Here is a 25,750-nt window from a genome sequence, read left to right as displayed (position 1 = left end):
CCTTCCTTGGCCAGGCAAGTGCGCGTAAACGCTGCTTGAATATGGGTCTAATAGTGGGGTTGTACAGGTGGAAAATAGTTTGGTCATGCGTAGGTGAATTTCGCGCAGACGATAGCATGTCAAACTGAATTAAAAAGCAATTAATTGTTTTGAAAACATTTGTAATATTATGAAACAACCCTGTGTGGGCACCTCTCGTGGATGCATCATCTGCTATGCTAAAAACGCATTTATATATTCGGGGTTTCGGTTTTCTTATTCGAACGGTCTTGATGATGGTGGGCTTTCTTGATTTAAGTTATTGAAAGCTATCATTAATCATCTTGTTGGTTTGGGCGTGACGTTTGCGCTGCTCATTTTTGGGGCAAGCCATCATTAGGTTGTTGTGTGTTGGAAGTTTGTGGTGCCGTCACATCAAAGTCATCAGGCTATGATGATCTTGCTGTGCCTGGTGTTCTTTCAGGGATGAAAAGAGGTTGTTGGCAACATGAGAGCTCTGATTGTCATTGCCGAGGGCATGGATCCGTTTGTCCTCGAAAAAGAAGTTGCTCAGGGCCGACTGCCTTGGTTTGCCAAATACATGGGCAACGAAAACTATCGCCATCTTGATTGTGGGCCGGTTCCTTATGAGCCGAGCAATCTGGCAACGGCTTTCAGCGGCGTGAACCCAGGGCGTCATGGTTGTTTTTCCTATTGGAGTGCACACAGTTCTGGAGAGATGCCTCGGATTCTGGAGACCACCGATGTGATGGCTCCCAGGCTATGGGAATGGCCGCAGATGGCAGGCCAGCGGTTTGCCGTGGTCAATGTGCAACTGACTCACCCGCCCAAGCCGCTAAATGGCACCTTGATCAGCTATCCGATGCTCAATGCCATGAACACCAGTTATCCCCGGAGTCTGTTGCGTGATCTGAATGCTCAAGGGGTGAGGTATGCCCACGATGTCTCGCTGTTTTATACCGGCCAACCTCTGGAGGACTTCGCAGAGCAAGCCTATCGAATCGCGCAGTTGCAACTAGACTCGGCGCTGGCGCTGGGGGCCGAGGCCGATGTGATGATCGTGAACCTGACCCTTGCCGACCGCCTTTCGCACTTCCTCTGGCACGAGGTGGAGCAGGCCAGATCCGGATACCGTCCCCATGTACTCCGTGCCTACGATTTCATTGACCAGGCCTGCGCCCGTTTGCAGGCACTGGCGCCAGACTCCATGCTGGTGTTCTCCGAGATGGGGTTTGGTCCACTCGATGGGTTCTTCTCGATCAACGAGCATCTGCGTGCCGCGGGCTTGCAGGTGCTCGACGAGCAGGGGCAGGTAGATCTCGAGCGCAGCGTCGCGCTGGAGACTGTGCAAGGTTCGCATGGCGTGATGCTCTGTGCTGACTTGTGCAATCCTGGGCGCTCCGATCCAGCACTGCGCCGGGATGTCGAGCAATGCCTGCGCGAGATTCGTTTCGTCGACGGAGGTCTGGCTCTCGCCGATGTCCGCTCGCGCGAGACCGTCTATACCGGGCCTTACACCGATCGGGCTGCCACCTTCATTGTTACGCCTGCCGATGCTCGGCGTCCACCGTTGGGAGATCCGCGCTGGGCCCGCCATGTACGACGCACGTCGCAGTCAGGCTGGCATCGTGATCGAGGCTTCGTCCTGAGCCCCCATGCACGCATTCAGGGCTCCGAGGGACCCTTGCAGCTTCAACAGATAGCGCCTTCGATTGCGGTACTGAGCGGTTGTGAGGTTCCAGGGCAATGTGAAATGCCGGGTTTCGTATGATGACTTTGGTGCAACAGGCCCAGTGGGACGCCAAGCGCGTGCTGGCAGAGCTCTGCAAGGTGGCTGACCATCACCGCCGCTTTTGTGTGGATGCGCAAGGTGCCGCGCTCTATGGACTTTCACGGCAGTGGTTGGATGAGCTCAAAGTTCTGGGGCTGGCCTCCCGTCAGGATGAAGCCGGCGAATGCTTCGACCCAGACGACTTGTACAACCTATCCCTTTACCTGCGGTTGCCATCGCTGCACAAACTGGCCATGCGCGGTTGGTGCTCAGCCTTTCGCGACAGCGAACGTGACCGGTGTATCGAGATTGCTTACGCCTTGGAGCATGCACCAGGACAATCCATAACGATCCTGCTGCCTGATGGCAAGCTACAAGAGTGTGACGCTCAGGACCAGACCCTGGTTTACAGCGAGCAACTGGTGCTGGCTGGACAGCGGCGACTGCTCCCAGGACCGATTCAAGAACTCATCGAGCAGACCTGCGCTGGCATGCACTTTTTCATGCTGCATGACGCTTTGCGTTGGAACCTTGAGTACATGGTCGAGCACAAGGTTGCTGAGTGCGGCGGCTTTTCCAAGCTTCTGGTGCGGCAGGCGCTCGCTCGTGGCCTACCGGCACGTCAGGTCTTCGGTCTGTTACTCAGCACGCCCTATGCCACCGGTCATTATTGGGCCGAGCTGTGGGTCGATGATCAATGGGTGGTCGTCGATCCATTGATGATTCGACTGCTCTGCACCCAGGCCGGCCTTGACGAAGCCCGCTGGCCCCTGCACCGCTCTCCGACATCCGCTTTGCTACGGCTCTCGACCGTCGATGCCTATGACCAGGATGGCGCTCCCTGTCTGAGGTGTTTCGCGGACAAGCAATTTCGTCAGTTGCCCGTCGTGACAGCGGGCTCAAGACAGTACCCGGTGTCCTTCAAGGTGATGGTGCAAGCACCAATCTCAATGCCGTAGCTGATAGGGAAAATCATGCAGGAACTGAATAGACAGGCGTGCCTCGTCACAGGGGCTTCCGGGACGCTGGGCATCGCTGTGTGCGAGAGATTGCTCAGCCAAGGGAGCACCGTGATCGCGCTGTTTCACCGCAATGAACAGCCTTTGAGGGCTCTACTGGAAAGAGCAGGGTCATTGCCAGGCAGTTTGATTGTCCTCTCCTGCGATCTCACCTGTATGCAGGATACAACGCGACTGCTGTCGGCCTGTTCCGACAAGGGACTGGTCATAGCGTCGGTGGTTTGTTGCGCGGCGAATTTGCTGCGAAAGTCGGCCCTGCTCAGTAGCCAGGTGGACCAAGAGCGGTTGTTTTCACTCAATTTCGATAGTGTTACGCGTTTGTTGCGCCAACTCATCCGTCCCATGCTGCAAAGACGTAGTGGGCGGGTGGTGGTGATCGGCTCCCGTGCCGGTGAGATCGGCATGCCAGGCCAGAGCTTGTATGCCGCGAGCAAGGCTGCGCTGCATGTCTATGCCCGCTCGCTGGCCTTCGAGGTGGGGGAGCATGGCATCACTGTCAACGTTGTCGCCCCTGGTGCGATGGCCGGTCCCTTGACCCATTACAGCGAGGCCGAAGCCAGTGAGGTCTGCCGGCATATTGGCTTGCGCCGTCTCGGGCAACCCAGTGAAGTGGCTTCGGTGGTGGCCTTTCTTCTTGGTGCGGATGCCTCCTATATCAATGGGGCGGTCATAGCTGTCGACGGCGGAGGGCGTTTCTGATGCATTGCGCGAGCGTCGATCTGGGTGGTAGCAAAATCGCCCTGTGTTTCAGCTTCTCGGGAAGGGTCATGCAGCGCGAGCGTATCGAGATTCCGCCCGGCCTTCCTCCCCAGGTCGTTCTGGAGCAGGCGAAGGCGCTGATTGAATCGCAGATCTTGCTCTATGGTCCGATCAGTACTCTGGTCATTGCCAGCGCGCCGACACTCAATGCCGATGGAAGCATCATCCGTTGGCCCAATCGGCCCGACTGGGAAGGGGTTGCCCTTGCCCATGCTTTTCGGGTCGCCGGGGTCGAACGGGTGATCTGGTGTGACGACGGCACCGCCGCTACCTATGGTGATGCGACTGTCATGCGAGCCTCGAACCTGCTTCATCTTTCACTGGGCACGGGGGTGGGCGGCGGTGTGGTGTATCAAGGGCGCATCCTCCCTGACAGGGAACTGGGTCATCTGCTGGTCTGGCCGGGCGGGGCACTGTGCAGTTGCGGTCGATTCGGTTGCCTGCAGGCCTACGCATCATTTCGTTCGCTGGACAAGTTCGTCGCGTCGATGGGCTTTTCCGACGATGCAACCCTCAGTCATTGGCGCCTGCGAGCGGTACAGGCACTGGCGCTGGCCGTGGCCAATCTGGTCGAGCTGTTCAGGGTCGAAGTCGTCTGCCTGGGGGGCGGGCTGCTCGGGCGATTTCCAGAGATTCCTCAAATGATCGGTGTTCTGCTGCGTGAACCCGGTTATCTAAAGCCCTCACTGACTGCTCCGTTGGTCATGCAGTCCCCACAAGGCACCGAGGCCTCTCTGCTGGGGGGGCTGTACCTGGCCGAGGCCAGTCATGACGTGCAGAACGAAATCTGCGAAGGCGGCCAGGGCAACAGCAAGGTCAGCATTCGTCATGTGGGTAACGGATTGAGCTTCATTTCCATGAGCACACGCTGAGGGGCTTCCTTGGCATAACCAGAAACTAGACGAAGGAGCGTAGCAGTATGAGACATGGGCGTGACCGAGATGGCACCGTTCGATGGGCATTGATCGAAAGCGTCAGGGCCTGGTCGACCATAGACCGGTTAAGCATGTACCTGGCAGGGGTAGTGGTATTTTCATTGGGGGCACTGTTCTTCATAACCAGCCATTTGGGGACTGACCCGTTGGACGTGTTTGTCATCGGTCTGAATGGCAAGCTCGGCTGGGGGCTGGGGGCCTGTTCAGCGATTTTCTCCATCATCATGTTGGCTTGGTGGACCTTGTGGAACAAGCGATGGCCCCCGATCAGTCCGTTTGTGACCACGACCCTGACAGGGCTGTTCATCGACTTATGGTTGTTACTTGAGCTCGATACACTGTTGAGCGCAAGATTTACGCCGTATGTCATGCTCGCGATCGGCTTGGCACTGTGTGCTTATGCTTCCGCGTTGATCATCATGAGCGGGATTGGCATCCGGGTGATCGATCTGCTGGTGATCACCATCATGAGAAAGCTTGGATGGTCTTTCACGCTCGCCAAGATGGTCCTGGAAATTTCGATCTTTCTGCTGGGTTGGGGATTGGGTGGGCCGTTTGGTATCGGTACGATCGCATTCCTGCTTATCATTGCCCCGTTGATACGACCGTTCATGAACCTCAATGAGCGCTATCTGCGGTTGTCCAACTACGGTTTGGGCCGGCGCCAATCACCATTGGCTGAATGATATTGCGATCTGCCTAAGCGACGTTGCCGCCTGGTTAATACCAGGCGGCATTTTGATCAGATTGCACCGCGCTCCACAATCTTCATTGCAGCTTCGCCACATTGCAGGTGTTCACGAATGAAGTCGAAGGCCTTGGTGGGATCGCAGCGAGTTCCACAGGTGAAGATGTCCAGGAACAAAGCACCATGTTCGGGATAGGTATGGAAGGAGGCATGAGACTCCTCCAGGAGCACCAAAATCGTTGCGCCTTGTGGCTCGAAACGTTTGGTCAGGGTGCCGCAGACCGTTGCCCCAGCCTTGACCGCTGCTGCACAGAGCAGTTGGGTCAGGCTATCGATGTCATTGAGCTTATCCAGGGCAACGTCGTAGAGTTCACCCAGCGCGTGCCTTCCAAAGAAAAAATTGGTGTGACTGTTCATATGACATCCGTGTTCTATAGAGGGCGGTTTCAGCACGTTGGCCGGATTGAGTTTGCTTGCCGATCATGCAGCAGCGTTTCGGTCGACACTAAAAAAATCAGACAGTGATTGTTTGAGTTTGTGATCAGTTAATTCTAAATGTTTCTGTAATCCCGGATATGCGTCGCCCACATGCCATTATTGGCAGCCCTGACGCTTCTTATTACTTGATTAGTTTCCCGTCTCGGAAGTATCTCGGCTGGCCTGGATGCTCGATTCGGAAATGGACCACTCGCAACCGGGCAAGGTGTTTGATGGCCAAGCGCCACCGTTTGCGTACCTGCCGAGCCTTGTAGAGAATCGCACCCTTTGCCTCGAAAGGATGCGTGCAATGAAGTTCGAAGGGACTTTCCAATACATGGGCAATCACGGGATCGTCTTCAACGTCTCGCAGATCACCCTGACCGACAGCGAGCGCGGGCGTTTGCGCGAGCTGCATTTCGGCGAAGCTAAAAGCGCCCACTACGAGGTCAACAGCAAGGTCGTCGAGACCTACGACAGGATGTTGGCCAAGGGGTTGCCATGCGTGATGAAGATCGGCATCTCCAAGCCGCTGACACGGCAGCAGGGCGATACCCTCAATGCCCAGCGCACCAAGGTCGCCAACCTTGCCGCCTCGGCGTTTGCTGCGGCCGCCAGTTCTGTGGCATCGCCGTATGTTGGCGTGCCGGTGGGCGCTGGGGTGCGTGCCTATGCCAATGACGTCCTGCCCACCTACCATGCTGGCGATGTGCTGGTCAGCATCGAGGCGCAGGTCAATGGCGGCATCGGCCCGCAGCACTCCACTTCGACCCTGATCATCAAGACCTGATGGAGGCGCCTGTGTCCGAAATTACCTATGCGGTCATCGCCCTGATGCTTTATGGCCTGCTGGATCGGTTCCTTAAACCCTACCCGCTGCGCAAGTGGCTGGGGGTGGCGCTGGTGGTGGTTGGTTTCGCCGGTTGCATTGTTGTCAGCCAAGCCCGTTTGTTCGGGTTGGACCTGGGATTGCTGTCGGTCCTTGCCACCGGGTTGGGCGTGGGCCTGTTCGTGAGGCGACGGCGATTCGAGCAGGTTGGTTGATGCATAAAGGTCTGTATCGATTTCTTTGCTGAAAGCCCCGTAGTTCGCGCTACGGGGCTATTTGCATCAAACAGCGGGGCTGTTGGTTACTGCGTGGGAAACATCTTGCGACAGTGCTTTGGCCATGCCGGCTCGACTCTTTTCAGGCAACTCCGTTTTCACTTCATGCCCTCGCCTGTTTATTGGATTCCCTTGTTGCAGGCGTTGGCGGTCTCGAGCGGCCTGACCGTCAACTCCACCCCTAGTGCAAGCATCAGCTTCTGGACGGTAGCGAAGCGTGTCTTGTCCCCTCCCTTGAGCGTTTTATAGAGCGACTCGCGGTTAACACCTGCATCCTGGGCAAACTGATTTACACCGATGGCCTTGGCGACTTCACCGATGGCCTGCATCTGCGTCTGGGCATCGTTGCTGTGCAAGGCTTCTGCCAGGAAGGCGGCAATGGTTTCGGGGTTGTCGAGGAAGCGGGAGGCCTCGAAGCGGGTGGTGTTGCTGAGCTCCAGGTCAAGGATTGGCATATTTCTACTCATCTTCTTTTACCTCGCAGGACATCGAGAATGTTCTTTGCATCGCTTGATGCCTCTGTCTTGACCAGTCTTGGGGGGCTAGGATCAAGCGTCAGCCGGCAGAGAAAGGCTTTTCTCATAGTGGTGACGGTATGTTCGGAGCTTTCAAAGTGTTCGGCATGAGAGTTGTAGCGCCTGTGAGACCGAGCGCCGCCCGCGCGGCGCATCGCGGATGAATCCGCTCCTACATTTGCTGCAACGTACCGAACCTGTCAGGCCATGGTTGCCAGCCTTGGCTCAAGGCTTGAGACAGGTGGGGCGGCAGCAATGCCTGCCGAAAAATCGTGTCGAGCGCACAAGGCTAACAACCATGGCCTATCAGGCATGGTCACGTTGCAACAAATGTAGGAGCGGATTCATCCGCGATGCGCCGCGCGGGCGGCGCTCGGTCGCACAGTCGCTGCAAGGGCTGCGTCGGGCACCTGGTGGCCGAATGCACTCACATCCTAAGACCTTTAAAGGGCTGAGCCTGAGGCTAGAGAGCGATCCGCTCGTTTGCAACGCTTTGAAAGAAGGGGACATCCGACTCGGAAAAGGACTACGGGCAGAGGGAAGTCCATGCTTTTCAGTCGGGATGCGCGTCAGTCCCAGGGATTCAAGCTATTTCCGGTAAGGGCGATCTGTGCGAACCACGCCAACCTGTAACGTTTTAGCAAGTAGTTCAACTCGCTTAGTTACCGTGCCATCAACTTGTTAGTTGACCCCCGTCAACTAGTGCACCTGTACTAATGCCTTTCATTCTCACCGCCATTTCCCGTATGATCCGCGCGCCATCCGTTTGATGGTGGATCATGGACTAAAGGATTTTTATGAAAAAGCTGATCAAAGCTACTGTCGCTGTTGCTGTCGTTTCGGGCGTTGCCCTGCTGTCCGGCTGCACCGGCCAGGTCTACAACCAGCCTAAGAACTGCTCGTACGACTACCTGTTCCACCCATCGGTTTCCATCTCCAAGATCATCGGCGGCTGCGGCCCGATCGATAAACTGCCTCAGCAGCAGTAATCTTGGGATTACCCTGATCCGGCCGTTCACGGCCTGATCGAAGACCCCCGACCATGGATGTGGCCGGGGGTTTTTGTTTTCCGGGGCGTGGTGGCTTGTCGCGTGGCAACCTGTCGTCTTGACGCCCCGGCCCGCGTTTGTTTGTGCTGGCAATTCGGTTACAATCCGTAAATCGTTTCAGCCTTGTCGGTCAATCCGACCAAAGGCTGGCGCGTCCAATGTCTCTCTGGCTGCTGAACAATGATCACAACAAGCCTGCGCTGAAGAACATGGAATACCTGGGCCAGCCACAGGCCCACCCTCCGTTCTACTGACTGGAATCGATCAATGTTCAAGAAAGCTGGCAAGACCTTGCTGGGTCTGGCTGTCGCGGCGAGCTTCATGCAAGCGCACGCCGCCGACACCAAGAAAGTCGACGTGCTGCTGGTTGGCGGCGGCATCATGAGCTCCACCCTGGCTGTCTGGCTCAACGAGCTGGAGCCAAGCTGGTCGATGGAGATGGTCGAGCGCCTGGACGGCGTCGCCGAAGAAAGCTCCAACGGCTGGAACAACGCCGGTACCGGCCACTCCGCGCTGGCCGAGCTGAACTACACCCCGGAAGACAAAGACGGCAACGTCAACATCACCAAGGCCATCGAGATCAACGAGTCGTTCCAGATCTCCCGCCAGTTCTGGGCCTGGCAAGTACGCCAGGGCGTGCTGAAGAACCCGCACTCGTTCATCAACACCACCCCGCACATGAGCTTCGTCTGGGGCGATGACAACATCAAGTTCCTGAAGAAGCGCTACGACGCCCTGCAGGCCAGCCCGCTGTTCCGCCCGATGCAGTATTCCGAGGACCACGCGCAGATCGCCAAGTGGGTCCCGCTGATGATGGAAGGTCGTGACCCGAACCAGAAGCTGGCGGTCACCTGGACTCCGATCGGTACCGACGTCAACTTCGGCGAGATCACCCGCCAGTTCGTTGGGAGCCTGCAGACCAAAGAGAACTTCGATCTCAAGCTGTCCACCGAAGTGCAGGACATCACCCGCAACGAAGACGGCTCCTGGCACGTCGAGTACAAGAACCTGAAGGACGGTACCGAATCGGCCACCGACGCCAAGTTCCTGTTCATCGGTGCCGGCGGCGGCGCGCTGAAGCTGCTGCAGAAGTCGGGCATCCCCGAGGCCAAGGAATACGCAGGCTTCCCGGTTGGTGGCTCGTTCCTGGTGACCGAGAACCCGACCGTTGCCATGCAGCACATGGCCAAGGCCTACGGCATCGCCTCGACCGGCGCGCCACCCATGTCGGTACCGCACCTGGACACCCGCGTGCTGGACGGCAAGCGCGTGATCCTGTTCGGGCCATTCGCCACCTTCTCGACCAAGTTCCTGAAGAACGGCTCGTACCTGGACCTGCTGAGCAGCGCCACCACCCACAACGTCTGGCCGATGGCCCGCGTCGGCATCGACCAGTACCCGTTGGTGGAATACCTCGCCGGCCAGCTGATGCAGTCCGACGACGACCGTTTCGCCGCCCTGCAGACCTACTTCCCGAACGCCAAGAAGGAAGACTGGAAGCTGTGGCAGGCCGGTCAGCGCGTGCAGATCATCAAGCGTGACGAAGAGAAGGGCGGCGTGCTGAAGCTGGGCACCGAGGTCGTGGCTTCCCAGGACCGCACCATCGCCGGCCTGCTGGGCGCCTCGCCAGGTGCCTCGACCGCCGCGCCGATCATGCTCAACGTGCTCGAAACCGTGTTCAAGGAGAAGGTCGCCACCCCTGAGTGGCAGGCCAAGATCAAGGAAATCGTGCCGAGCTACGGTACCAAGCTGAACGCATCGGCTGCCGCCACTCAGAAAGAGTGGGACTACACCGCCGAAGTGCTGCAGCTGGAGAAGCCGCCGGTGCTCGATCAGAGCGTCAAGACCACCGCCGCCCCAGGCGCACCGGTCGAGAGCAAGCCTGCGAACGACATGGCGCTGTAAGGCCCATGCTTGCCGGGCTTGCCCGGCAACACCAACCACGAGGATCGCCCCTGGCGGCCTCGTGGTTTTTTTGTGCCTGGACTATCGATGGAAACGGCTCCCGCCGCTGGCAGGCCGGGGTTCAACGCTGCTCGAGAATGCTGCCCAGCAACCCTGGAAAACGGCTTTCGAGCTCATCGCTGCGCAACGAGTTCATGTGCGTGGTACCGACATTGCGGGTGTACACCAGCCCCGAGTCACGCAAGACACGGAAGTGATGAGACATGCTCGACTTGGGCCGGCCGCCGTCCAGCTCGCCGCAGCTGGCTTCGGCGACACCCGCCAGGCGGCGCACGATATCCATGCGCACAGGGTCGCTCAGCGCGTAGAGCAGGCGCTCCAGCGTCAGGTCTTCGGGATTGGGGTGGGTATAGGCTCGCATGGTCGACATGATAACGGGGGTTTCACAAATTGCCATAGTTCGAATATGATCGAACAATCGTATTCACCCTGTCCCTGGAGTTACCTCATGGCCGCCTTGTTCGAACCCTACAACCTCAAAGACGTCACCCTGCGCAACCGCATCGCCATTCCGCCGATGTGCCAGTACATGGCCGAAGATGGCTTGATCAATGACTGGCACCAGGTGCATTACGCGGGCCTGGCCCGTGGCGGCGCCGGGCTGGTGGTGGTCGAGGCCACCGCGGTGTCCCCGGAAGGGCGCATCACCCCCGGCTGCGCCGGGATCTGGAACGACACCCAGGCCCAGGCGTTCGTGCCGGTGGTCAAGGCGATCAAGGCCGCCGGTTCCGTGCCGGGCATCCAGATCGCCCACGCCGGGCGCAAGGCCAGCGCCAACCGCCCCTGGGAAGGTGACGACCACATCGCCGCCGACGATGCCCGCGGCTGGGACACCATCGCCCCGTCCGCCATCGCCTTCGGCGCTCACCTGCCGAAAGTGCCGAAGGCCATGACCCTGGACGATATCGCCCGGGTCAAGCAGGACTTCGTCGATGCCGCGCGCCGTGCCCGCGATGCCGGTTTCGAATGGATCGAGCTGCACTTTGCCCATGGTTACCTGGGCCAGAGCTTCTTCTCCGAGCATTCCAACCAGCGCACCGACGCCTACGGCGGCAGCTTCGACAACCGCACGCGCTTCCTTTTGGAAACCCTGGCCGCCGTGCGCGAGGTGTGGCCGGAGAACCTGCCGCTGACCGCTCGCTTTGGCGTGCTGGAGTATGACGGCCGTGACGAGCAGACCCTGCAGGAATCCATCGAACTGGCGCGCCGGTTCAAGACCGGTGGCCTGGACCTGCTGAGCGTCAGCGTTGGCTTTACCATTCCTGAGACCAACATCCCTTGGGGGCCGGCGTTCATGGGCCCTATCGCCGAGCGTGTGCGTCGCGAGGCCAAGCTGCCGGTGACCTCGGCCTGGGGCTTTGGTACCCCGGAGCTGGCCGAGGGGGCGTTGCAGGCCAACCAGCTGGACCTAGTGTCGGTGGGGCGTGCGCACCTGGCTGACCCGCACTGGCCGTATGCCGCTGCCAAGGCCCTGGGCGTGGACAAGGCGTCGTGGACCTTGCCAGCGCCTTATGCGCACTGGCTCGAGCGTTATCGCTGAGTGAGGCAGGGGCCGCTACGCGGCCCCGGTTTCAAAATCGGCTCAATCGGTAGGCGCTGATTTGCGGGCAGTCTTCGCCATTTACCAACCGCCCCATCCATTCCGCCGTCACCGCCGCCTGGGTCAACCCCAGGTGCTGGTGCCCGAACGCCAGCAACACCTTGCCATCGGCCACCCGGTCGATCACCGGCAGCGAATCCGGCAACGAAGGCCGGAACCCCATCCACGGCGTCGCCCCCTCGGCATCCAGTTCGCGCCGGAACAAACCCTTGCTCAACCTGTGCAGTTGCCACGCCCGCTGCATGCTCGGCGGCGCCTCGAGCCCGGCGAACTCCACCGTGCCGGCCAGGCGCAGGCCGTCGGCCATGGGCGTCATGATGAACTTGCGCTCCAGCGAGGTGACGGCAAACGGCAGGCGCTGCTGCTCCGCCGGCAGCATCAGGTGGTAGCCGCGCTCGGTATCCAGGGGCACCCGCCGGCCGGTCAGGGTGGCGGTGAGCTTGGCCGAGTGGGCGCCGGCGCTGATCAACACCTGGCTGGCCTCGACGGGGCCCTGGTCGCTGACAAGGCTGACGCCCTGGCCATGCACCCGGCCGCCACTGACCTCGGCGCGCAGAAAGCGTACGCCGCTGGCCCTTGCGGCGCTGAACAGTTCGCAGACCACTTGATAGGGGTCGAGGAAGTGACCGGTACGCGGGAAAAACAGGCCACCCAGGATCGACGGGCTCAACTGCGGCGCAGCTTCGCTCACCGCCTCTGCCGACCACAGGTCCACGGGTACGCCCTGTGCCTGCATGCGGGCGCGCAACGCCGCGAGGGCCTGGCGCGATTCGTGGCGTTCGAACACCAGCAGCGAACCGTCTTCCTTGAGCAAGGGGCTGCGGTCGATGGAGGCGAGCAACCGTTGCCAGGCGCCAAGGCTGTTTTCATTCAACGCCCGAATGCCCGCCACGCTGCGCTGGAACGGCGCCGGGCGCAGGTTCAGCAGCAGCCGGGTGAACCAGGGCAGGGCGCGGGGCAGGTACTTCCAGTCCAGGCGCAGCGGGCCCATCGGGTCCAGCAACATCGCCGGCAGGCGCTTGAGGATCGACAGGTCGGCGATGGGAAACACCTGCTCGGTGGCCAGGTGCCCGGCGTTGCCATACGAAGCGCCGTGGCCCGGTGCCTGGCGATCGATCAGCAGCACCCGGCGGCCCTGGCGTGCCAGCTGCAGGGCGCAGGCGACGCCGACGATGCCGGCGCCGACCACGGCGATGTCCGTGTCAGTGGCGGTCATGGTTCAGGCTTCCCGCTGGCCATCAAGCAGCCGCCGCAGGTGCAGCGGATTGGCCTGCTGCAATGTACCGGGCAGCAGGGCGTCGGGGAAGTCCTGGTAGCACACCGGGCGCAGGAAGCGCAGGATCGCCGCAGTGCCCACCGAGGTACTGCGGGCGTCCGAGGTGGCCGGGAACGGGCCGCCATGGACCATGGCGTCGCTGACCTCGACCCCGGTCGGCCAACCATTGACCAGGATCCGCCCGGCCTTGCGTTCGAGAGTTGGCAGCAGGCGGCGGGCGCTGTCCAGATCGGCCTCGTCGAGGTGCAGGGTGGCGGTCAGTTGGCCTTCCAGATGCTCGGCCACCTCGCGGATTTGCTCATCGTTGTCGCATGCCACCACCAGCGAGGCGGCGCCGAACACTTCGGCTTGCAGCGTAGGGTCGGCAAGAAACGCCTGCGCGGTGGTGACGAACAATTGAGCCTGGCACTGGTTCGGCCCCTGTGCCGGCAGGCCGGTCGCCGCGCACCGGGCGTTTTGGTTTTCGCTCAGCGCTGCCACGCCGACCGCATAGGCATTGGCGATACCCGGAGTGAGCATGGTCTGCGCTGCGGCTTGGCGAATATGGGCGCTGGCGGCAACCAGGAAGTGTTCGAGGGCCGGGCCCTGTCGGGCGACCACCAGCCCGGGATTGGTGCAGAACTGGCCGGCACCTTGGGTCAGCGAAGTGACAAAGCCTTGCGCCAGGGCTTCACTGCGCGAGCGCAAGGCGCCATCGAACAGGAACACCGGGTTGATAGCGCTCATTTCGGCATAGACGGGGATCGGCTCCGGGCGCGCCTGGGCGGCCTGGCAAAGGGCGAGGCCCCCGCTGCGCGAACCGGTGAAGCCGACCGCCTTGATACGTGGATCAGTGACCAGGCCTATGCCCACTTCACGGCCCGCGCCGTACAACAGGGAAAACACGCCTTCGGGCAGTTCGCACTGCGCGACTGCCCGGGCCACGGCCTGGCCAACCAGCTCGCTGGTGCCGGGGTGGGCGCCGTGGGCCTTGACCACCACCGGGCAGCCCGCGGCCAGTGCCGAGGCGGTGTCGCCGCCGGCCACCGAGAAGGCCAGTGGGAAGTTGCTGGCGCCGAACACCGCCACCGGGCCCAGGGCCACCTGGCGTTGGCGCAAGTCCGGGCGGGCCAGCGGCTGGCGCTCGGGCAGGGCATTGTCCACACGCACATCCAGCCACTCACCGGCGCGTACCACCCGGGCGAAGGTGCGCAGCTGGGCGCAGGTGCGGCCACGTTCACCCAGCAGGCGGGCCTTGGGCAGGCCGGTCTCGGCGTGGGCGCGGTCGATCAGCGCATCGCCCAGGGCCTCGATCTGTTCGGCGATGGTTTCGAGAAAACCCGCGCGTTGTTCGAGGGGCGTTTCGCGGTAGGCATCGAATGCCGCCCAGGCCAGGGCGCAGGCCTGAGCCACCTGTTCGCCGCTGGCGCCGGCATAGGCGGGTTCCAGGGCCTGGTTGCTGCTCGGGTCGATGGCGCGGATCGCTTCGCGGTTGCCGGGCACGGCACGCTGGCCGATCAGCAGGTTGCCTGTCAGGGTCATGGGGCGTCCTTTGGGATTGAGTTTGGGAGAAAGCGGGCCGCTGCGCGGCCCATCGCCGGCAAGCCGGCTCCCACAGGTACTGCGTAAGGCTTGAAACTTGTGGGCGCTGGCTTGCTGGCGATGGGGGGTGAAGCAGCTCCTGGAATCAGGCCTGGTTCTGCTCGGCCGACCAGCTGGCGTACCAGCTGCGGAACAGCGCGTACTGCTGCTCGGCATAGTTGCGCTGGGCGTCGCTGAGGGCATCGGTTTCGTTGAAGTGCAGGCGGTACTCGGTGTCGCCGTTGAGCACCATCAGGTGCTTGTAGTACAGCACCAGGTCGCAGCCTTCATCGAACGACGACAGTACCGCCAGCGCCGACTCCAGCTCACGTGCCTGACGCCGGGCCTTGGCATCGCCCTTGGCGGCGCGCTTGCTCAGGCTGACCAGTTGCAGCACTTCGCGGGGCAGCGCGTTGCCGATGCCGGTGATGGCGCCGGTGGCGTTGCAGTTGACGAAGCCATGCACCACTTGCGTGTCGACGCCCACCATCAGGGTCACGGCGTCGTCCTGGGAGGTGATGTGCTCGGCGGCGTAGCGCAGGTCGGCGCCACCGCCGAACTCCTTGAAGCCGATCAGGTTCGGGTACTCGCGGCGCAGTTCGAAGAACAGGTCGGCGCGGGTGGCGAAGCCGTAGTAGGGGCTGTTGTAGATCACCGCCGGCAGCTTCGGCGCGGCGGCGAGGATCGCCGAGAAGTGGTGCTTCTGGGCGATCAGCGAGGCGCCGCGGGACAGCACGCGAGGGATGACCATCAGGCCGGCGGCACCGACCTTGGCGGCGTGGGCGGCATGGGATACGGCTTCGCGGGAGTTCACCGCGCCGGTGCCGACGATGGTCGGGATGCCGGCGGCCACCAGGCGCGCCACGCCTTCCTGGCGCTCGGCCTCGGTCAGCAGCGGCCAGTCGCCCATCGAGCCGCAGTACACCACCGCGCTCATGCCGGCGTCGATCAGTTCGCGGCCCTTGCGCACCAGGGCGTCGAAGTTCGGCTTGCGCTCGGCGGTGCAGGGGGTCATCAGGGCGGGCATGGTGCCGGTGAAGATGTTGTCGGTCATTGTTGTCACTCCTGGCGGTATTCAGTGGAAAATGAATGGGGTCAGATGCCCCAGGCGAACGGATCCTGTTCGTCGATCAGCAGGGTGCTGTCGGCGGTCATGTGGGCGCAGCCGGTGATGAACGGGCGAATGCGTTCGCCGTCGCGCTCGTAGCGGCCCTGGAAGCGGCTGCCGGTGATGCTGGCCTGGACCCAGGTCTGGCCTTCGGCGAGCTTGCCGTCGGCGGCCAGGCACGCCAGCTTGGCGCTGGTGCCGGTGCCGCAGGGCGAGCGGTCGTAGGCCTTGCCGGGGCACATGACGAAGTTGCGGCTGTCGGCGTTGGCGTCGTCGGCGAACAGCTCGACATGGTCGATCGGGGCGCCGTCCTCGCCGCTGATGCCTTGTGCTTCGAGGGCCTTGAGCAGGGCCCAGGTGTAGTCGGTGAGGGCATCGCGGTTGTCCAGCTCGATACGCTGGCCGTGGTCGGAGACCAGGAAGAACCAGTTGCCGCCCCAGGCGATGTCGCCGCGCACCTGGCCATGCCCAGGCACTTGCACCGCGACCTGCCGGCGGTAGCGGTAGGACGGTACGTTGCCGACAGTGACTGAGCCGTCGTCATGCAGGGTGGCGCTGACCTGGCCGACCGGTGTATCGATCTTGTGCACGCCAGGCTCGATCAGGCCGAGGTGGCGCAGCGAAGCGACCAGGCCGATGGTGCCGTGACCGCACATGTTCAGGTAGCCGGCGTTGTTGAAGAAGATCACCCCGCAGGTCGCATCCGCAGACACCGGGGGGCAGTAAAGCGCGCCCACCAGCACATCGTTGCCGCGCGGCTCCAGCAGGCAGGCGCGGCGCCAGTGGTCGTGCAGCTCGCGCAGTTCGTCGCGCTGCTCGGCCATGCTGTGGCCGTGCAGTGGCGGGAAGCCCTTCATCACCAGGCGGGTCGGTTCGCCGCCGGTGTGGGAGTCGATGACATGAACCTGTTTCATCAGCGTGTCCATTGTGTAGTGGGTCAGGAGGCGACAGCGGCGGGTTGCCCGCCGGCATGGGTTTCGCTGCTGGCTTCGCTTTCGTCGTCGCCATCGAGGCGCACCAGCCGCGCCGGCACACCAGTGGCGGCGCCCCAGTAGTAGATGCCCAGGGCACTGGCAGCCACGACCACGGTATCCAGCGGGTGGCCTATCACGCCCAGGCCACCGAAGCTGCCCAGCCAGGAGAGGAAGATGGTCACGGCGTAGAAGCCGATCAGCCAGGCCGACGAGCGCACCTGCTGGCCCAGCGACAGGTGTTCGGTAGGCACGAAGCGCCGGCACAGCAGGTACAGCACGAACATCACGATCTGCAGCGCCAGCAGCCAGGACACGGTGTTCCAGCCCGACCAGTAGACGATCAGCGCGGCGATGATGAACGACAGCGGGCCGAGCACGCCCATGCCCTTGACCCGGAACGGCCGGGCCATGTCCGGGGCGCTGCGGCGCAGGGCGGCCACGGACACCGGGGCCACGGCGTAGCTCAGCACCAGGGCGGCGGAAACCACGTTGATCAGCGCCTCCCACGACGGGAACGGCAGGGTCCAGAACACCGCCAGGGCGAAGGTCAGCCACAGCGCCGGGCGCGGGATGCCGGACTGCTCGTCGATGCGGGTGAAGTACTTGAAGAAGGTGCCGGTCTGCGCCCAGCCGTAGATCACTCGCGGGGTGGCGTTCATGTAGATGTTGCCGCAGCCGCTGGGCGAGATCACCGCGTCGGCCACCACCAGGTAGGCCAGCCAGCCGACGCCCAGGGCCAGGGCGATGTCACGGTAGGGCAGGGCCAGTTCCTTGGTCACCCCGGCCCAGCCGTTGGCAATCATCTCGGTCGGCACGCTGCCGAGGAACGCCAGTTGCAGCAGGGCATAGATCGCGGTGGACAGCAGCACCGAGAGAATCAGCGCGATGGGGATGGTGCGCTGCGGGTTCTTCACCTCGCTGGCCACCGAGATGATCGGGGTCAGGCCCAGGTAGGCGAAGATGATGCCGCCGGCCGACACCGCCATTTCCACCCCGGACAGGCCGAACGGGGCGAAGCCCTGGACCTCGAAGTTCTCCGGTTTGAAGAAGGTGAACAGCACGCCGATCACCAGCAGCGGCACGATGAACTTGAACACGCTGACCAGGTTGTTGGCCTTGGCGAAGGTCTTCACGCTGCGGTAGTTGAGCACGAAGAACAGCCCCAGCAGGGCGAACTGCACCAGCCAACCGAGCACCGTCGGGTCGCTGGAGCCGCTCTTGGTCAGCGCCGGGAACCAGGCCGCGGCGTACTGGCGCGAGGCGACCACCTCGATGGCGATCAGGCTGGAGAAGGCGATCAGGGTGATGAAACCCATCAGGTAGCCAAGCAGCGGGCCGTGGGAGTACACCGGGTAGCGCACCACGCCGCCGGCCCGTGGCAGGGCGGCGCCGAGCTCGCAGTAGACGATGCCCAGCAGCAGCACGGCGAAACCGCCGAGGAACCAGGAGAGGATGCCGGCCGGCCCGGCGATGGCCGAGACGTGGCTGGCGGCGAACAGCCAGCCCGAGCCGAAGATGGCACCGAGGCCGATGAAGGTGAGGTCCAGCAGTGACAGCTGTTTCTTGAATTTGCCTGACATGGGTGCGCCTTCTTGTAGGTTTTGGATAGGCAGGTCTGATGTCACGATGCGGCGGCATGCGCCGCGTTCTTGTAGGTCATGGGGCGGCTTGCGTGGGGCATAGAGTGGACCGATCGCGGGCTCGGTTCTTGATGGTTTTCTGCAAGGTGGGTGACGAAATCGGCATAGTCAGGCAGAAAGGCTAGTGCGGCAGGCTTGGGGTGATTTAGGTTGGCGTTGCCGGCCTATCGCGGGGCAAGCCCGCTCCCACGAGTACCGTGCAGTTGGCGTGGGAGCGGGCTTGCCCCGCGATAAGGCCGGTAAACCCATTAGAGAAACCCTCATGTCCCAGACCCCACTGGCAACCCTGTACCAGCACCTCGACCAGCACCGCCCCGAATCCCTCGAAGCCTTGCTCACCGGCGTGGTCTGGCTGCTGCCGATGCTCGATGTCATCGCCAATGCAGCGATCTTCATCAAGGACGACCAGGCTCGCTATGTGCTGGCCAACCGCACGCTGGTCCAGCGCTGCGGTTTGAAACACCTGCAACCGCTGCTGGGCAAGACCAGCGCCGAGGTGTTCCCGGCGCGCCTGGGCCCCGGTTACACCGAGCAGGATCGCCGGGTGCTGGAGCAGGGCCAGGTGCTGGAGGACCAGCTCGAGCTGCACCTGTACGGCAGCCGCGAACCGGGCTGGTGCCTGACCCACAAACGCCCGCTGTATAACGCGGCGGGGGCGATCATCGGCCTGGTGGGTATTTCGGTCGACCTGCAGTCAGCCGCCGACACCCACCCGGCGTACCAGCGCCTGGCGGCGGTGGACGCGCATATCCGCACGCACTTCCACCAGCCGATCAGCATGGGCGAGCTGACGCGCATCGCCGGCATCTCGGTGGCGCAACTGGAGCGCTACTGCAAGCGGGTGTTCCACCTCACACCCCGGCAGATGATCCACAAGGCCCGTCTGGAACATGCGCACCACCTGCTGCACAGCGACCTGCCGATCATCGAGGTGGCGCTGCGCTGTGGCTACACCGACCACAGCGCGTTCAGCCGGCAGTTCAGGCAACTGACCGGGTTTACCCCGCGCCAGTACCGCCAGGCGACGGCTCAGGAAGCTTGAAACAGGGCGCGGGCCTCGTCGAAACACTGCTCGGCGATGGCCGAGCGCGGCTCGCTGCGGCGCAACAGCAGGCCGACCGGGCTGTGGATGCTGGCCTCCTGCACGGGGATGATGCGCATGTGCTGGCTGAGGTCTTCCAGGCCGCAATCCAGTGGCATGATCGCGCAGCACACGCCGGTGTTGATCGCCTGGATCAGCTGGAAGGTCGAGTCACTCTCGAGCACGGCGTTAGGCGTGAGGCCGCGGCTGCGGAAGCTCAGGTCGAGGGACTGGCGGTAGTGCATGCCTTTGCTCAGCAGGCCCAACGGCAGGTCGCCCAGGTCTTCCCAGTGCAGGCTGTTGGCCTCGAACTGGAAGTGCCGGGTGTCGTGCAGCAGGCCCATGGTGGTGATGCTCAGTTCTATTACTTCGAAGAAGCTGGTGTTGACCTGGTCGAGGTAGCAGATGCCCAGGTCGAGCTGGTTGCGGCTCAGGCCGTCGATCACCTGCTCGGAGCTCAGCGACGACAGCTGGAAGTGCAGCTCGGGGTACTTCGCGCGCAACGGCATCAGCAGTTGCATGGGGTTGAAGCTGGCCAGCGGCACGGTACCCAGGCGCAGGCTGCCGACCACCTGGCCCCGGCAGCTGGCGGCCTCGGCCTGCAGGCCGTCGTGGGCGGCGAGCAGGGTGCGGGCCCAGGCCAGGATGCGTTCGCCGGCTTCGGTGAATCCTTCGAAGCGCTGGCCGCGCTTGACCAGCACCAGGTCGAGTTCGTCTTCGAGGTTGCGCAGGCGCATGGACAGGGTCGGCTGGGTGATGTGGCACAGCGCCGCGGCCTGGCCGAAGTGGCGGGTCTGGTCGAGGGCGATGAGGAACTTGAGCTGTTTGATGTCCATGGTGCGGCCTGGGTTGCGGAGTGGGTAGACCTTAACCAAGAGTGCAGCACCTGGCTAATCATTGCTGACAAATTCGCTGGCCTGTCGCGGGCAGGCGATAGAAACCGTCGATCACCCGGTACGCGCTATCGATTGGACGCTACCGGGGCTTCTCTCTAACGTGGCCGCCAAGCCAATCCTGGAGCAAAGGCCATGAGCGTGAAACCGGACGCGGTGTTCGTACCGCTGAACATCGCGGTGCTGACCGTCAGCGACACCCGCACCTTCGAGACCGACACTTCCGGCGAGCTGCTGGCCAGCCGCGCCGTCGGCGTGGGCCACCGCCTGGTGGCGCGCGAGCTGCTCAAGGACGACCTGTACAAGATCCGCGCCCAGGTCGCCACCTGGATCGCCGACGAACAGGTGCAGGTGGTGCTGATCACTGGTGGCACCGGTTTCACTGGCCGCGACAGCACGCCGGAAGCGGTGGACTGCCTGCTGGACAAGCGCATCGACGGGTTCGGCGAGTTGTTCCGCGCCTTGTCGATTCTCGATATCGGTACCTCGACCGTGCAGAGCCGGGCCCTGGCCGGCATGGCCAACGGCACCCTGGTGTGCTGCCTGCCGGGCTCGACCGGCGCCTGCCGCGCGGCATGGGAGGGGATCCTGGCCGAGCAACTGGATGCGCGGCATCGGCCGTGCAACTTCGTCCCGCACCTCAAACCAATCGGGGCCTGCGAAAGCCGCGGTTGACCTCAGGGCTCCATCGCGGGGCAAGCCCGCTCCCACGCCGATCTCATATCAGCACACACAGGCTGGCGTGGGAGCGGGCTTGCCCCGCGATGAGACTTCAACTCAACACATGATCCACCGGCACCAACGCCGGTGGCAGTGGCTCATGCCCCAGCGCCGACAGCACATCGCGTTCTATGGTGCGCACCAGCGCATCGGTCGGCAGGTCGTTCTCATCGCGCCCGAAGGGGTCCTCCAGCTCGTTGCCGATCGCATCCAGGCCGAAGAAGGTGTAGCTGACGATGGTGGTGAACAGCGGCGCCAGCCAGCCCAGCGGTTCGGCCAGGGCGAACGGCAGCAGCAGGCAGAAGATGTAGATGGTGCGGTGCAGCAGCAGGGTATAGGGGAACGGCAGTGGCGTGCCCTTGATCCGCTCGCAGGTGGCCTGCACGTCCGACAGGCCGGCCAGGCGCTGCTCCAGCAAGGTGTAGCGGAACTCGCTGATCGCTCCACGCTCCGCCAGCCGTGAACAATGTTCGCCCACCTCGCGCAGGATGCCGTCGCAGACATTGTGCGTCACGATTTGTGCCTTCTCGCCCAGCCAGGGGCGGGCGGCGCCGAGCTCGTCTTCGTTGCGCAGCCGGGCATTGAGGGCGTGGGCGAAGGCACAGAGGCTACGCAGCAGTTCCTTGCGCAGCGCGTCATCCTTGATCACCACGCTTTCGCGCACGAACGAGCGCACCTCGATGATCATCCGCCCCCAGGCCTTGCGGCCTTCCCACCAGCGGTCGTAGCAGGCGTTGTTGCGAAAGCTCATGAAGATCGACAGCGACAGCCCCAACAGGGTGAAGGGCGTGGCGCTGACCGGGTAGAACAACGCCGGGTAGTGCCGCTCGACCAGCACGATCAGCGCCGCGAGCAAGGTCACCGCCAGGCAGCGCAGGGCGATGCGCTGGACGATCGAGCCTTTGAGGGTGAACAGCACGCGCAGCATGTCGGGGCGTGAGTGGACGATCAAGGCGGTTCCAGAGGCGGCCGATCAGCCGCCGGTCATGTTCATGAAGCGCAGGATCTGCACCTCGCCGCCCACTTCGAAGTGGTGACGGTAGGGTTTGAGCTGCATGGCGTCGCGGATGGCTTTTTCCAGGCGGGCGCTGTCGCCGGGGTGCTGGCGCATTACCTGCTTGAGGTCCACCGAGTGTTCGTTGCCCAGGCACAGCAACAGGCGGCCTTCGACGGTCAGGCGCACGCGGTTGCAGGTGGCGCAGAAGTTGTGGCTGTGGGGCGAGATGAAGCCGACCCGGGTGTTGGGCGCCTCGGCCAGGCGCCAGTAGCGCGCCGGGCCCTGGGACGACTCGGCCGACTCGACCAGGGTGAAGTGCTCGGCCAGGCGCGCGCGTACGTCGTCGCTGGAGCAGAACGATTCGCCGCGCTCGTGCTCGCTGATCACGCCCAGGGGCATTTCTTCGATGAAGGAGATGTCCAGTTCGCGGTCGATGGCGAAACGCACCAGGTCGACGATCTCGTGGTCGTTGCGGCCCTTGAGCACCACCGCGTTGAGCTTGGTACGGCGAAAGCCCGCGGCGCGGGCGGCGTCGATGCCGGCGATCACCTGCGCGAGGTCGCCGGTGCGGGTCAGGGCGCGGAAGCGCTCGGGGTCGAGGCTGTCGAGGCTGATGTTCAGGCGCGACACGCCGGCATCGAACAGCGGCTGGGCCAGGCGGCCGAGCTGCGAGCCGTTGCTGGTCAGGCACAGTTCGCGCAGGCCGGGCAGGGCGGCGATGCGCCCGCAGAGCTCGACGATGCCTTGGCGTACCAGCGGCTCGCCGCCGGTCAGGCGGATCTTGCGGGTGCCCAGGGCGACGAAACGCTCGGCAACCTGGTACAGCTCTTCGAGGCTGAGAATCTGCTGGCGCGGCAGGAACTGCATGTCTTCAGCCATGCAATAGACGCAGCGAAAGTCGCAGCGGTCGGTAACCGACATCCGCAGGTAATCGACTTTGCGGTTGAAACCGTCGATCAGGGCCTGGGGGTTCTTTTCCACGTTCGCGCTCGACATTGAAGTGGCTGGGGGCGGCGAAAGGCCGCGGATAAGGTCCAAGCTATAACCTGCGCCCATTGGCGTCAAATTGCTTTGCCCGACCATTCGATCAGTCTCCTCTATCACGGCTGCAGGCCGCGTCGTACAAGGGCTGGGTCCGGTGATCGAAACGGTTTATCACGCCGTCATTTATTTCGATTGGACGCAGCAAGGGGCGCTTCTTAGGCTGGAAAAAACACCGTGCGGAGAAGCGCAGCATGAGCCAGGACGAACACATCAGGGACTACAAGGGGCCGGCCGCCGGCTGGGGCGCGCTCAAGAGCGTGACCAAGAGCTGGCTGGGCAGCGAGAACGCCTTCAAGAACCTGCGGGCCATGCTCAAGACCAACCAGAACGGTGGTTTCGACTGCCCGGGTTGCGCCTGGGGCGAATCGCCGGAAAGCGACATGGTCAAGTTCTGCGAGAACGGCGCCAAGGCGGTCAACTGGGAAGCCACCGGACGCTCGGTGGATCCGGCGTTCTTCGCCCGCTATAGCGTCAGCGCCTTGCTCGAACAGACCGACTACTGGCTCGAGTACCAAGGCCGCATCACCCACCCGATGCGCTACGACGCGGCCACCGATCATTACGTCGAGATCAGCTGGGACGAGGCATTTGCCCTGGTCGCCCGGCATCTGAACGGCCTCGCTTCGCCCGACCAGGCCGAGTTCTACACCTCGGGCCGGGCCAGCAACGAGGCGGCGTTCCTCTACCAGTTGTTCGTGCGTGCCTACGGCACCAACAATTTCCCCGACTGCTCGAACATGTGCCACGAGGCCAGCGGCGTGGGCATGGCCGAAACCCTCGGCGTGGGCAAGGGCACCGTGGTGTTCCATGACCTGGAACTGGCCGATGCGATCTTCGTGATTGGCCAGAACCCCGGCACCAACCACCCGCGCATGCTCGAACCGCTGCGCGAGGCGGTCAAGCGTGGTGCCCAGGTGGTCTGCTTCAACCCGCTCAAGGAGCGCGGGCTCGAGCGCTTCCAGCACCCGCAGCACCCGTTCGAGATGCTCAGCAATGGCTCTGAGCCGACCAACACCGCGTACTTCCGTCCGGCGCTGGGTGGCGACATGGCAGCCATGCGCGGCATCGCCAAGTTCCTCCTGCAGTGGGAGCGCGAGGCGCAGCTGAACGACGAGCCGCCGGTGTTCGACCACGCCTTCATCGCCGAGCACACCAGTGGCGTCGAGAGCTACCTGGCCGTGGTGGACGCCACACCCTGGGACCATATCGTCGAGCAGTCGGGCCTGAACAAGGCTGAGATCGAGCTGGCCGCGCGCATGTACCGCAAGGCCGAGCGGGTGATCATGTGCTGGGCCATGGGCGTCACCCAGCACCGCCACTCGGTGCCCACCGTGCAGGAAATCGTCAACCTGCAGCTGCTGCGTGGCAACGTCGGCAAGCCCGGCGCTGGCCTGTCGCCGGTGCGCGGCCACAGCAACGTGCAGGGCGACCGCACCATGGGCATCGACGAGAAGCCCAAGGCTGCGCTGCTCGACGCCATCGAGAAGCGCTTCCAGTTCAAGGTGCCCCGCGAGCACGGTCACAACGCCGTGCTGGCGATCCAGGCAATGGAAGAAGGGCGGGCCAAGGTGTTCGTCGCCCTGGGCGGCAACTTCGCCCAGGCGACTCCAGACACCCCGCGTACCCATGCGGCGCTGCGCAATTGTGAGCTGACCGTGCAGATCTCCACCAAGCTCAACCGTTCGCACCTGGTCACCGGGCGTGATGCGCTGATCCTGCCGTGCCTGGGCCGCACCGAGATCGATATCCAGGCCCAAGGGCCGCAGGGCGTCACCGTGGAGGACACCTTCAGCATGGTGCATATCTCCCATGGCCAGCTGAAACCGCGTTCTGCACTGCTGCGTTCGGAGCCGGCCATCGTCGCCGGCATGGCCAAGGCCACCCTGGGCAATCGGCCCATCGATTGGGACTATGCGATTGCCGACTATGGCCGTATCCGCGGCATGATCGCCGACGTGATTCCCGGCTTCGCCGACTTCAACGCACGCCTGCAGCATCCGGGCGGCTTCCACCTGGGCAACCACGCTGCGGACCGCAACTTCCGCACGGCCACCGGCAAGGCGCGTTTCACCCCGAGCCAGTTGCCGGAGCAACTGGTCAACGCGGCTGTGCTGGCCCGCGGTGACAAGCCCGACCTGATCCTGCAGACCTTGCGCTCCCACGACCAGTACAACACCACGCTGTATGGGCTCGATGACCGTTACCGTGGCGTGTTCGGGCTGCGCGAGGTGGTGTTCGTCAACGAGGCCGATATCCGCCGCCTGGGCTTCGAGCCGGGCGAGCAGGTGGATATCGTGTCGTTGTGGGAGGACGGCCTCGAGCGGCGAGTGTCGGGCTTCCGCCTGGTGTCCTATGACGTGCCTGAAGGGCAGGCGGCGGCGTATTACCCGGAGACCAATCCATTGGTGCCGCTGGAAAGCTACGGCGAGGGAACCTATACACCAACCTCGAAGTTCGTGGCGATCAGGCTGGAGAAGGCCAAGGCGGGGAACCGGATCGAGGCCACCCTGGCTGACTGACAGGGCCGGCCTCATCGCTGGCAAGCCAGCTCCCACAGGGATGGCGTTTGGCTTGG

General features: G+C 63.0%; 24 protein-coding genes. 13 read left to right on the top strand and 11 right to left on the bottom strand.

Annotated elements, in window-relative coordinates; genetic code table 11:
• Positions 1 to 487: 487 nt before the first annotated feature.
• From CCOS191_RS20195 to CCOS191_RS20175, 5 genes are read left to right on the top strand one after another with little or no spacing between them, the layout of a single operon-like run.
• Entirely contained in the window at positions 488 to 1,771 is a 1,284-nt protein-coding gene (locus CCOS191_RS20195) for an alkaline phosphatase family protein (RefSeq protein ID WP_082120466.1), read from the top strand.
• Positions 1,768 to 2,730: a transglutaminase domain-containing protein gene (locus tag CCOS191_RS20190; protein WP_046856716.1), complete on the top strand. Its 963-nt coding sequence runs from the start codon at positions 1,768 to 1,770 to the stop codon at positions 2,728 to 2,730. Before CCOS191_RS20195 ends, CCOS191_RS20190 begins: the two co-directional genes overlap by 4 nt.
• 15 nt (positions 2,731 to 2,745) lie before the next feature.
• Positions 2,746 to 3,489 carry an SDR family NAD(P)-dependent oxidoreductase gene (locus CCOS191_RS26865; RefSeq protein WP_052752641.1) on the top strand — a complete coding sequence of 248 codons (744 nt, stop codon included), beginning with the start codon at positions 2,746 to 2,748 and terminating at the stop codon, positions 3,487 to 3,489.
• A complete protein-coding gene (locus tag CCOS191_RS20180) occupies positions 3,489 to 4,421 on the top strand; it encodes an ROK family protein (protein ID WP_046856715.1) in 933 nt (310 codons plus the stop codon). Before CCOS191_RS26865 ends, CCOS191_RS20180 begins: the two co-directional genes overlap by 1 nt.
• A gap of 47 nt (positions 4,422 to 4,468) precedes the next feature.
• Complete coding sequence (locus CCOS191_RS20175) at positions 4,469 to 5,170, top strand: YczE/YyaS/YitT family protein (RefSeq protein WP_046856714.1); 702 nt, start codon at positions 4,469 to 4,471, stop codon at positions 5,168 to 5,170.
• Between the two features lie 56 nt (positions 5,171 to 5,226).
• Here the strand turns inward: CCOS191_RS20175 and speD are convergent, their stop codons facing one another.
• Entirely contained in the window at positions 5,227 to 5,589 is a 363-nt protein-coding gene (speD, locus tag CCOS191_RS20170) for an adenosylmethionine decarboxylase (RefSeq protein ID WP_046856713.1), read from the bottom strand.
• Positions 5,590 to 5,959: 370 nt separating this feature from the next.
• Here speD and CCOS191_RS20165 point away from each other — a divergent pair, with 370 nt between their 5' ends.
• Positions 5,960 to 6,439, top strand: coding sequence for a hypothetical protein (locus CCOS191_RS20165; RefSeq protein WP_028692998.1), 480 nt, complete (start codon positions 5,960 to 5,962; stop codon positions 6,437 to 6,439).
• 11 nt (positions 6,440 to 6,450) lie between these two features.
• The gene (locus CCOS191_RS20160) at positions 6,451 to 6,693 is read left to right on the top strand and encodes a hypothetical protein (RefSeq protein WP_052752640.1); all 243 of its coding nucleotides are present in this window, start codon (positions 6,451 to 6,453) and stop codon (positions 6,691 to 6,693) included.
• A gap of 179 nt (positions 6,694 to 6,872) precedes the next feature.
• On the opposite strand, the gene CCOS191_RS20155 is transcribed toward CCOS191_RS20160, so the two are convergent.
• Positions 6,873 to 7,208: an addiction module antidote protein gene (locus tag CCOS191_RS20155; RefSeq protein WP_231867452.1), complete on the bottom strand. Its 336-nt coding sequence runs from the start codon at positions 7,206 to 7,208 to the stop codon at positions 6,873 to 6,875.
• An 857-nt stretch (positions 7,209 to 8,065) separates the two neighbouring features.
• Here CCOS191_RS20155 and CCOS191_RS20150 point away from each other — a divergent pair.
• Together CCOS191_RS20150 and mqo are read left to right on the top strand one after the other, a co-directional pair.
• Positions 8,066 to 8,257, top strand: a complete 192-nt coding sequence (locus tag CCOS191_RS20150) for a DUF4223 family protein (protein WP_023630554.1) — start codon at positions 8,066 to 8,068, stop codon at positions 8,255 to 8,257.
• Positions 8,258 to 8,584: 327 nt separating this feature from the next.
• Positions 8,585 to 10,222: a malate dehydrogenase (quinone) gene (gene mqo / locus CCOS191_RS20145; protein WP_046856710.1), complete on the top strand. Its 1,638-nt coding sequence runs from the start codon at positions 8,585 to 8,587 to the stop codon at positions 10,220 to 10,222.
• 121 nt (positions 10,223 to 10,343) lie between these two features.
• Here mqo and CCOS191_RS20140 read toward each other — a convergent pair whose 3' ends face one another.
• Positions 10,344 to 10,679: an ArsR/SmtB family transcription factor gene (locus CCOS191_RS20140; RefSeq protein ID WP_046856709.1), complete on the bottom strand. Its 336-nt coding sequence runs from the start codon at positions 10,677 to 10,679 to the stop codon at positions 10,344 to 10,346.
• Positions 10,680 to 10,730: 51 nt separating this feature from the next.
• Here CCOS191_RS20140 and CCOS191_RS20135 point away from each other — a divergent pair, with 51 nt between their 5' ends.
• Entirely contained in the window at positions 10,731 to 11,822 is a 1,092-nt protein-coding gene (locus CCOS191_RS20135; protein WP_046856708.1) for an NADH:flavin oxidoreductase/NADH oxidase, read from the top strand.
• 31 nt (positions 11,823 to 11,853) lie between these two features.
• On the opposite strand, the gene CCOS191_RS20130 is transcribed toward CCOS191_RS20135, so the two are convergent.
• The 5 genes from CCOS191_RS20130 to CCOS191_RS20110 all read right to left on the bottom strand — a co-directional run bounded on the left by CCOS191_RS20130 (position 11,854) and on the right by CCOS191_RS20110 (position 18,380).
• Positions 11,854 to 13,098 carry an NAD(P)/FAD-dependent oxidoreductase gene (locus CCOS191_RS20130; protein ID WP_046856707.1) on the bottom strand — a complete coding sequence of 415 codons (1,245 nt, stop codon included), beginning with the start codon at positions 13,096 to 13,098 and terminating at the stop codon, positions 11,854 to 11,856.
• A gap of 3 nt (positions 13,099 to 13,101) precedes the next feature.
• Entirely contained in the window at positions 13,102 to 14,679 is a 1,578-nt protein-coding gene (locus CCOS191_RS20125; RefSeq protein ID WP_046856706.1) for an aldehyde dehydrogenase (NADP(+)), read from the bottom strand.
• A 145-nt stretch (positions 14,680 to 14,824) separates the two neighbouring features.
• Positions 14,825 to 15,772 (bottom strand): dihydrodipicolinate synthase family protein, encoded by a 948-nt coding sequence (locus tag CCOS191_RS20120; RefSeq protein WP_046856705.1) that lies wholly within the window; start codon positions 15,770 to 15,772, stop codon positions 14,825 to 14,827.
• A 41-nt stretch (positions 15,773 to 15,813) separates the two neighbouring features.
• Positions 15,814 to 16,740, bottom strand: a complete 927-nt coding sequence (locus CCOS191_RS20115; RefSeq protein WP_046856704.1) for a 4-hydroxyproline epimerase — start codon at positions 16,738 to 16,740, stop codon at positions 15,814 to 15,816.
• A gap of 23 nt (positions 16,741 to 16,763) precedes the next feature.
• Entirely contained in the window at positions 16,764 to 18,380 is a 1,617-nt protein-coding gene (locus CCOS191_RS20110; RefSeq protein ID WP_046856703.1) for an APC family permease, read from the bottom strand.
• Positions 18,381 to 18,702: 322 nt separating this feature from the next.
• Between CCOS191_RS20110 and CCOS191_RS20105 the strand changes: the two genes are divergently transcribed.
• Entirely contained in the window at positions 18,703 to 19,482 is a 780-nt protein-coding gene (locus CCOS191_RS20105) for an AraC family transcriptional regulator (protein WP_046856702.1), read from the top strand.
• On the opposite strand, the gene CCOS191_RS20100 is transcribed toward CCOS191_RS20105, so the two are convergent.
• A complete protein-coding gene (locus CCOS191_RS20100) occupies positions 19,470 to 20,357 on the bottom strand; it encodes a LysR family transcriptional regulator (RefSeq protein WP_046856701.1) in 888 nt (295 codons plus the stop codon). The two genes, CCOS191_RS20105 and CCOS191_RS20100, sit on opposite strands and share 13 nt — an antisense overlap.
• A 192-nt stretch (positions 20,358 to 20,549) precedes the next feature.
• Here CCOS191_RS20100 and moaB point away from each other — a divergent pair, with 192 nt between their 5' ends.
• Positions 20,550 to 21,089, top strand: coding sequence for a molybdenum cofactor biosynthesis protein B (moaB, locus tag CCOS191_RS20095; RefSeq protein WP_046856700.1), 540 nt, complete (start codon positions 20,550 to 20,552; stop codon positions 21,087 to 21,089).
• 97 nt (positions 21,090 to 21,186) lie between these two features.
• Here the strand turns inward: moaB and CCOS191_RS20090 are convergent, their stop codons facing one another.
• Together CCOS191_RS20090 and moaA are read right to left on the bottom strand one after the other, a co-directional pair.
• On the bottom strand, positions 21,187 to 22,086 hold the full coding sequence (locus CCOS191_RS20090; protein ID WP_046856699.1) for a bestrophin family protein: 900 nt from the start codon (positions 22,084 to 22,086) through the stop codon (positions 21,187 to 21,189).
• A gap of 21 nt (positions 22,087 to 22,107) precedes the next feature.
• Positions 22,108 to 23,112: a GTP 3',8-cyclase MoaA gene (gene moaA / locus CCOS191_RS20085; RefSeq protein ID WP_038705601.1), complete on the bottom strand. Its 1,005-nt coding sequence runs from the start codon at positions 23,110 to 23,112 to the stop codon at positions 22,108 to 22,110.
• A gap of 254 nt (positions 23,113 to 23,366) precedes the next feature.
• Between moaA and CCOS191_RS20080 the strand changes: the two genes are divergently transcribed.
• Entirely contained in the window at positions 23,367 to 25,694 is a 2,328-nt protein-coding gene (locus tag CCOS191_RS20080; protein ID WP_046856698.1) for an FdhF/YdeP family oxidoreductase, read from the top strand.
• The last annotated feature ends 56 nt before the right edge of the window (positions 25,695 to 25,750 follow it).

The sequence above is a fragment of the Pseudomonas sp. CCOS 191 genome, assembly GCF_001007005.1.
Classification (GTDB): Bacteria; Pseudomonadota; Gammaproteobacteria; order Pseudomonadales; family Pseudomonadaceae; genus Aquipseudomonas; species Aquipseudomonas soli.
Note: the sequence above shows the minus strand (reverse complement) of the source record. Positions and strands in the feature narration are given on the sequence as shown.

Bases quoted from the DNA above. Each gene is read 5' to 3' on its own strand.
- CCOS191_RS20195 (WP_082120466.1), top strand. From the start codon at position 488: ATGAGAGCTCTGATTGTCATTGCCGAGGGCATGGATCCGTTTGTCCTC.
- CCOS191_RS20190 (WP_046856716.1), top strand. From the start codon at position 1,768: ATGATGACTTTGGTGCAACAGGCCCAGTGGGACGCCAAGCGCGTGCTG.
- CCOS191_RS26865 (WP_052752641.1), top strand. From the start codon at position 2,746: ATGCAGGAACTGAATAGACAGGCGTGCCTCGTCACAGGGGCTTCCGGG.
- CCOS191_RS20180 (WP_046856715.1), top strand. From the start codon at position 3,489: ATGCATTGCGCGAGCGTCGATCTGGGTGGTAGCAAAATCGCCCTGTGT.
- CCOS191_RS20175 (WP_046856714.1), top strand. From the start codon at position 4,469: ATGAGACATGGGCGTGACCGAGATGGCACCGTTCGATGGGCATTGATC.
- speD (WP_046856713.1), bottom strand. From the start codon at position 5,589: ATGAACAGTCACACCAATTTTTTCTTTGGAAGGCACGCGCTGGGTGAA.
- CCOS191_RS20165 (WP_028692998.1), top strand. From the start codon at position 5,960: ATGAAGTTCGAAGGGACTTTCCAATACATGGGCAATCACGGGATCGTC.
- CCOS191_RS20155 (WP_231867452.1), bottom strand. From the start codon at position 7,208: ATGCCAATCCTTGACCTGGAGCTCAGCAACACCACCCGCTTCGAGGCC.
- CCOS191_RS20150 (WP_023630554.1), top strand. From the start codon at position 8,066: ATGAAAAAGCTGATCAAAGCTACTGTCGCTGTTGCTGTCGTTTCGGGC.
- mqo (WP_046856710.1), top strand. From the start codon at position 8,585: ATGTTCAAGAAAGCTGGCAAGACCTTGCTGGGTCTGGCTGTCGCGGCG.
- CCOS191_RS20140 (WP_046856709.1), bottom strand. From the start codon at position 10,679: ATGGCAATTTGTGAAACCCCCGTTATCATGTCGACCATGCGAGCCTAT.
- CCOS191_RS20135 (WP_046856708.1), top strand. From the start codon at position 10,731: ATGGCCGCCTTGTTCGAACCCTACAACCTCAAAGACGTCACCCTGCGC.
- CCOS191_RS20130 (WP_046856707.1), bottom strand. From the start codon at position 13,098: ATGACCGCCACTGACACGGACATCGCCGTGGTCGGCGCCGGCATCGTC.
- CCOS191_RS20125 (WP_046856706.1), bottom strand. From the start codon at position 14,679: ATGACCCTGACAGGCAACCTGCTGATCGGCCAGCGTGCCGTGCCCGGC.
- CCOS191_RS20120 (WP_046856705.1), bottom strand. From the start codon at position 15,772: ATGACCGACAACATCTTCACCGGCACCATGCCCGCCCTGATGACCCCC.
- CCOS191_RS20115 (WP_046856704.1), bottom strand. From the start codon at position 16,740: ATGAAACAGGTTCATGTCATCGACTCCCACACCGGCGGCGAACCGACC.
- CCOS191_RS20110 (WP_046856703.1), bottom strand. From the start codon at position 18,380: ATGTCAGGCAAATTCAAGAAACAGCTGTCACTGCTGGACCTCACCTTC.
- CCOS191_RS20105 (WP_046856702.1), top strand. From the start codon at position 18,703: ATGTCCCAGACCCCACTGGCAACCCTGTACCAGCACCTCGACCAGCAC.
- CCOS191_RS20100 (WP_046856701.1), bottom strand. From the start codon at position 20,357: ATGGACATCAAACAGCTCAAGTTCCTCATCGCCCTCGACCAGACCCGC.
- moaB (WP_046856700.1), top strand. From the start codon at position 20,550: ATGAGCGTGAAACCGGACGCGGTGTTCGTACCGCTGAACATCGCGGTG.
- CCOS191_RS20080 (WP_046856698.1), top strand. From the start codon at position 23,367: ATGAGCCAGGACGAACACATCAGGGACTACAAGGGGCCGGCCGCCGGC.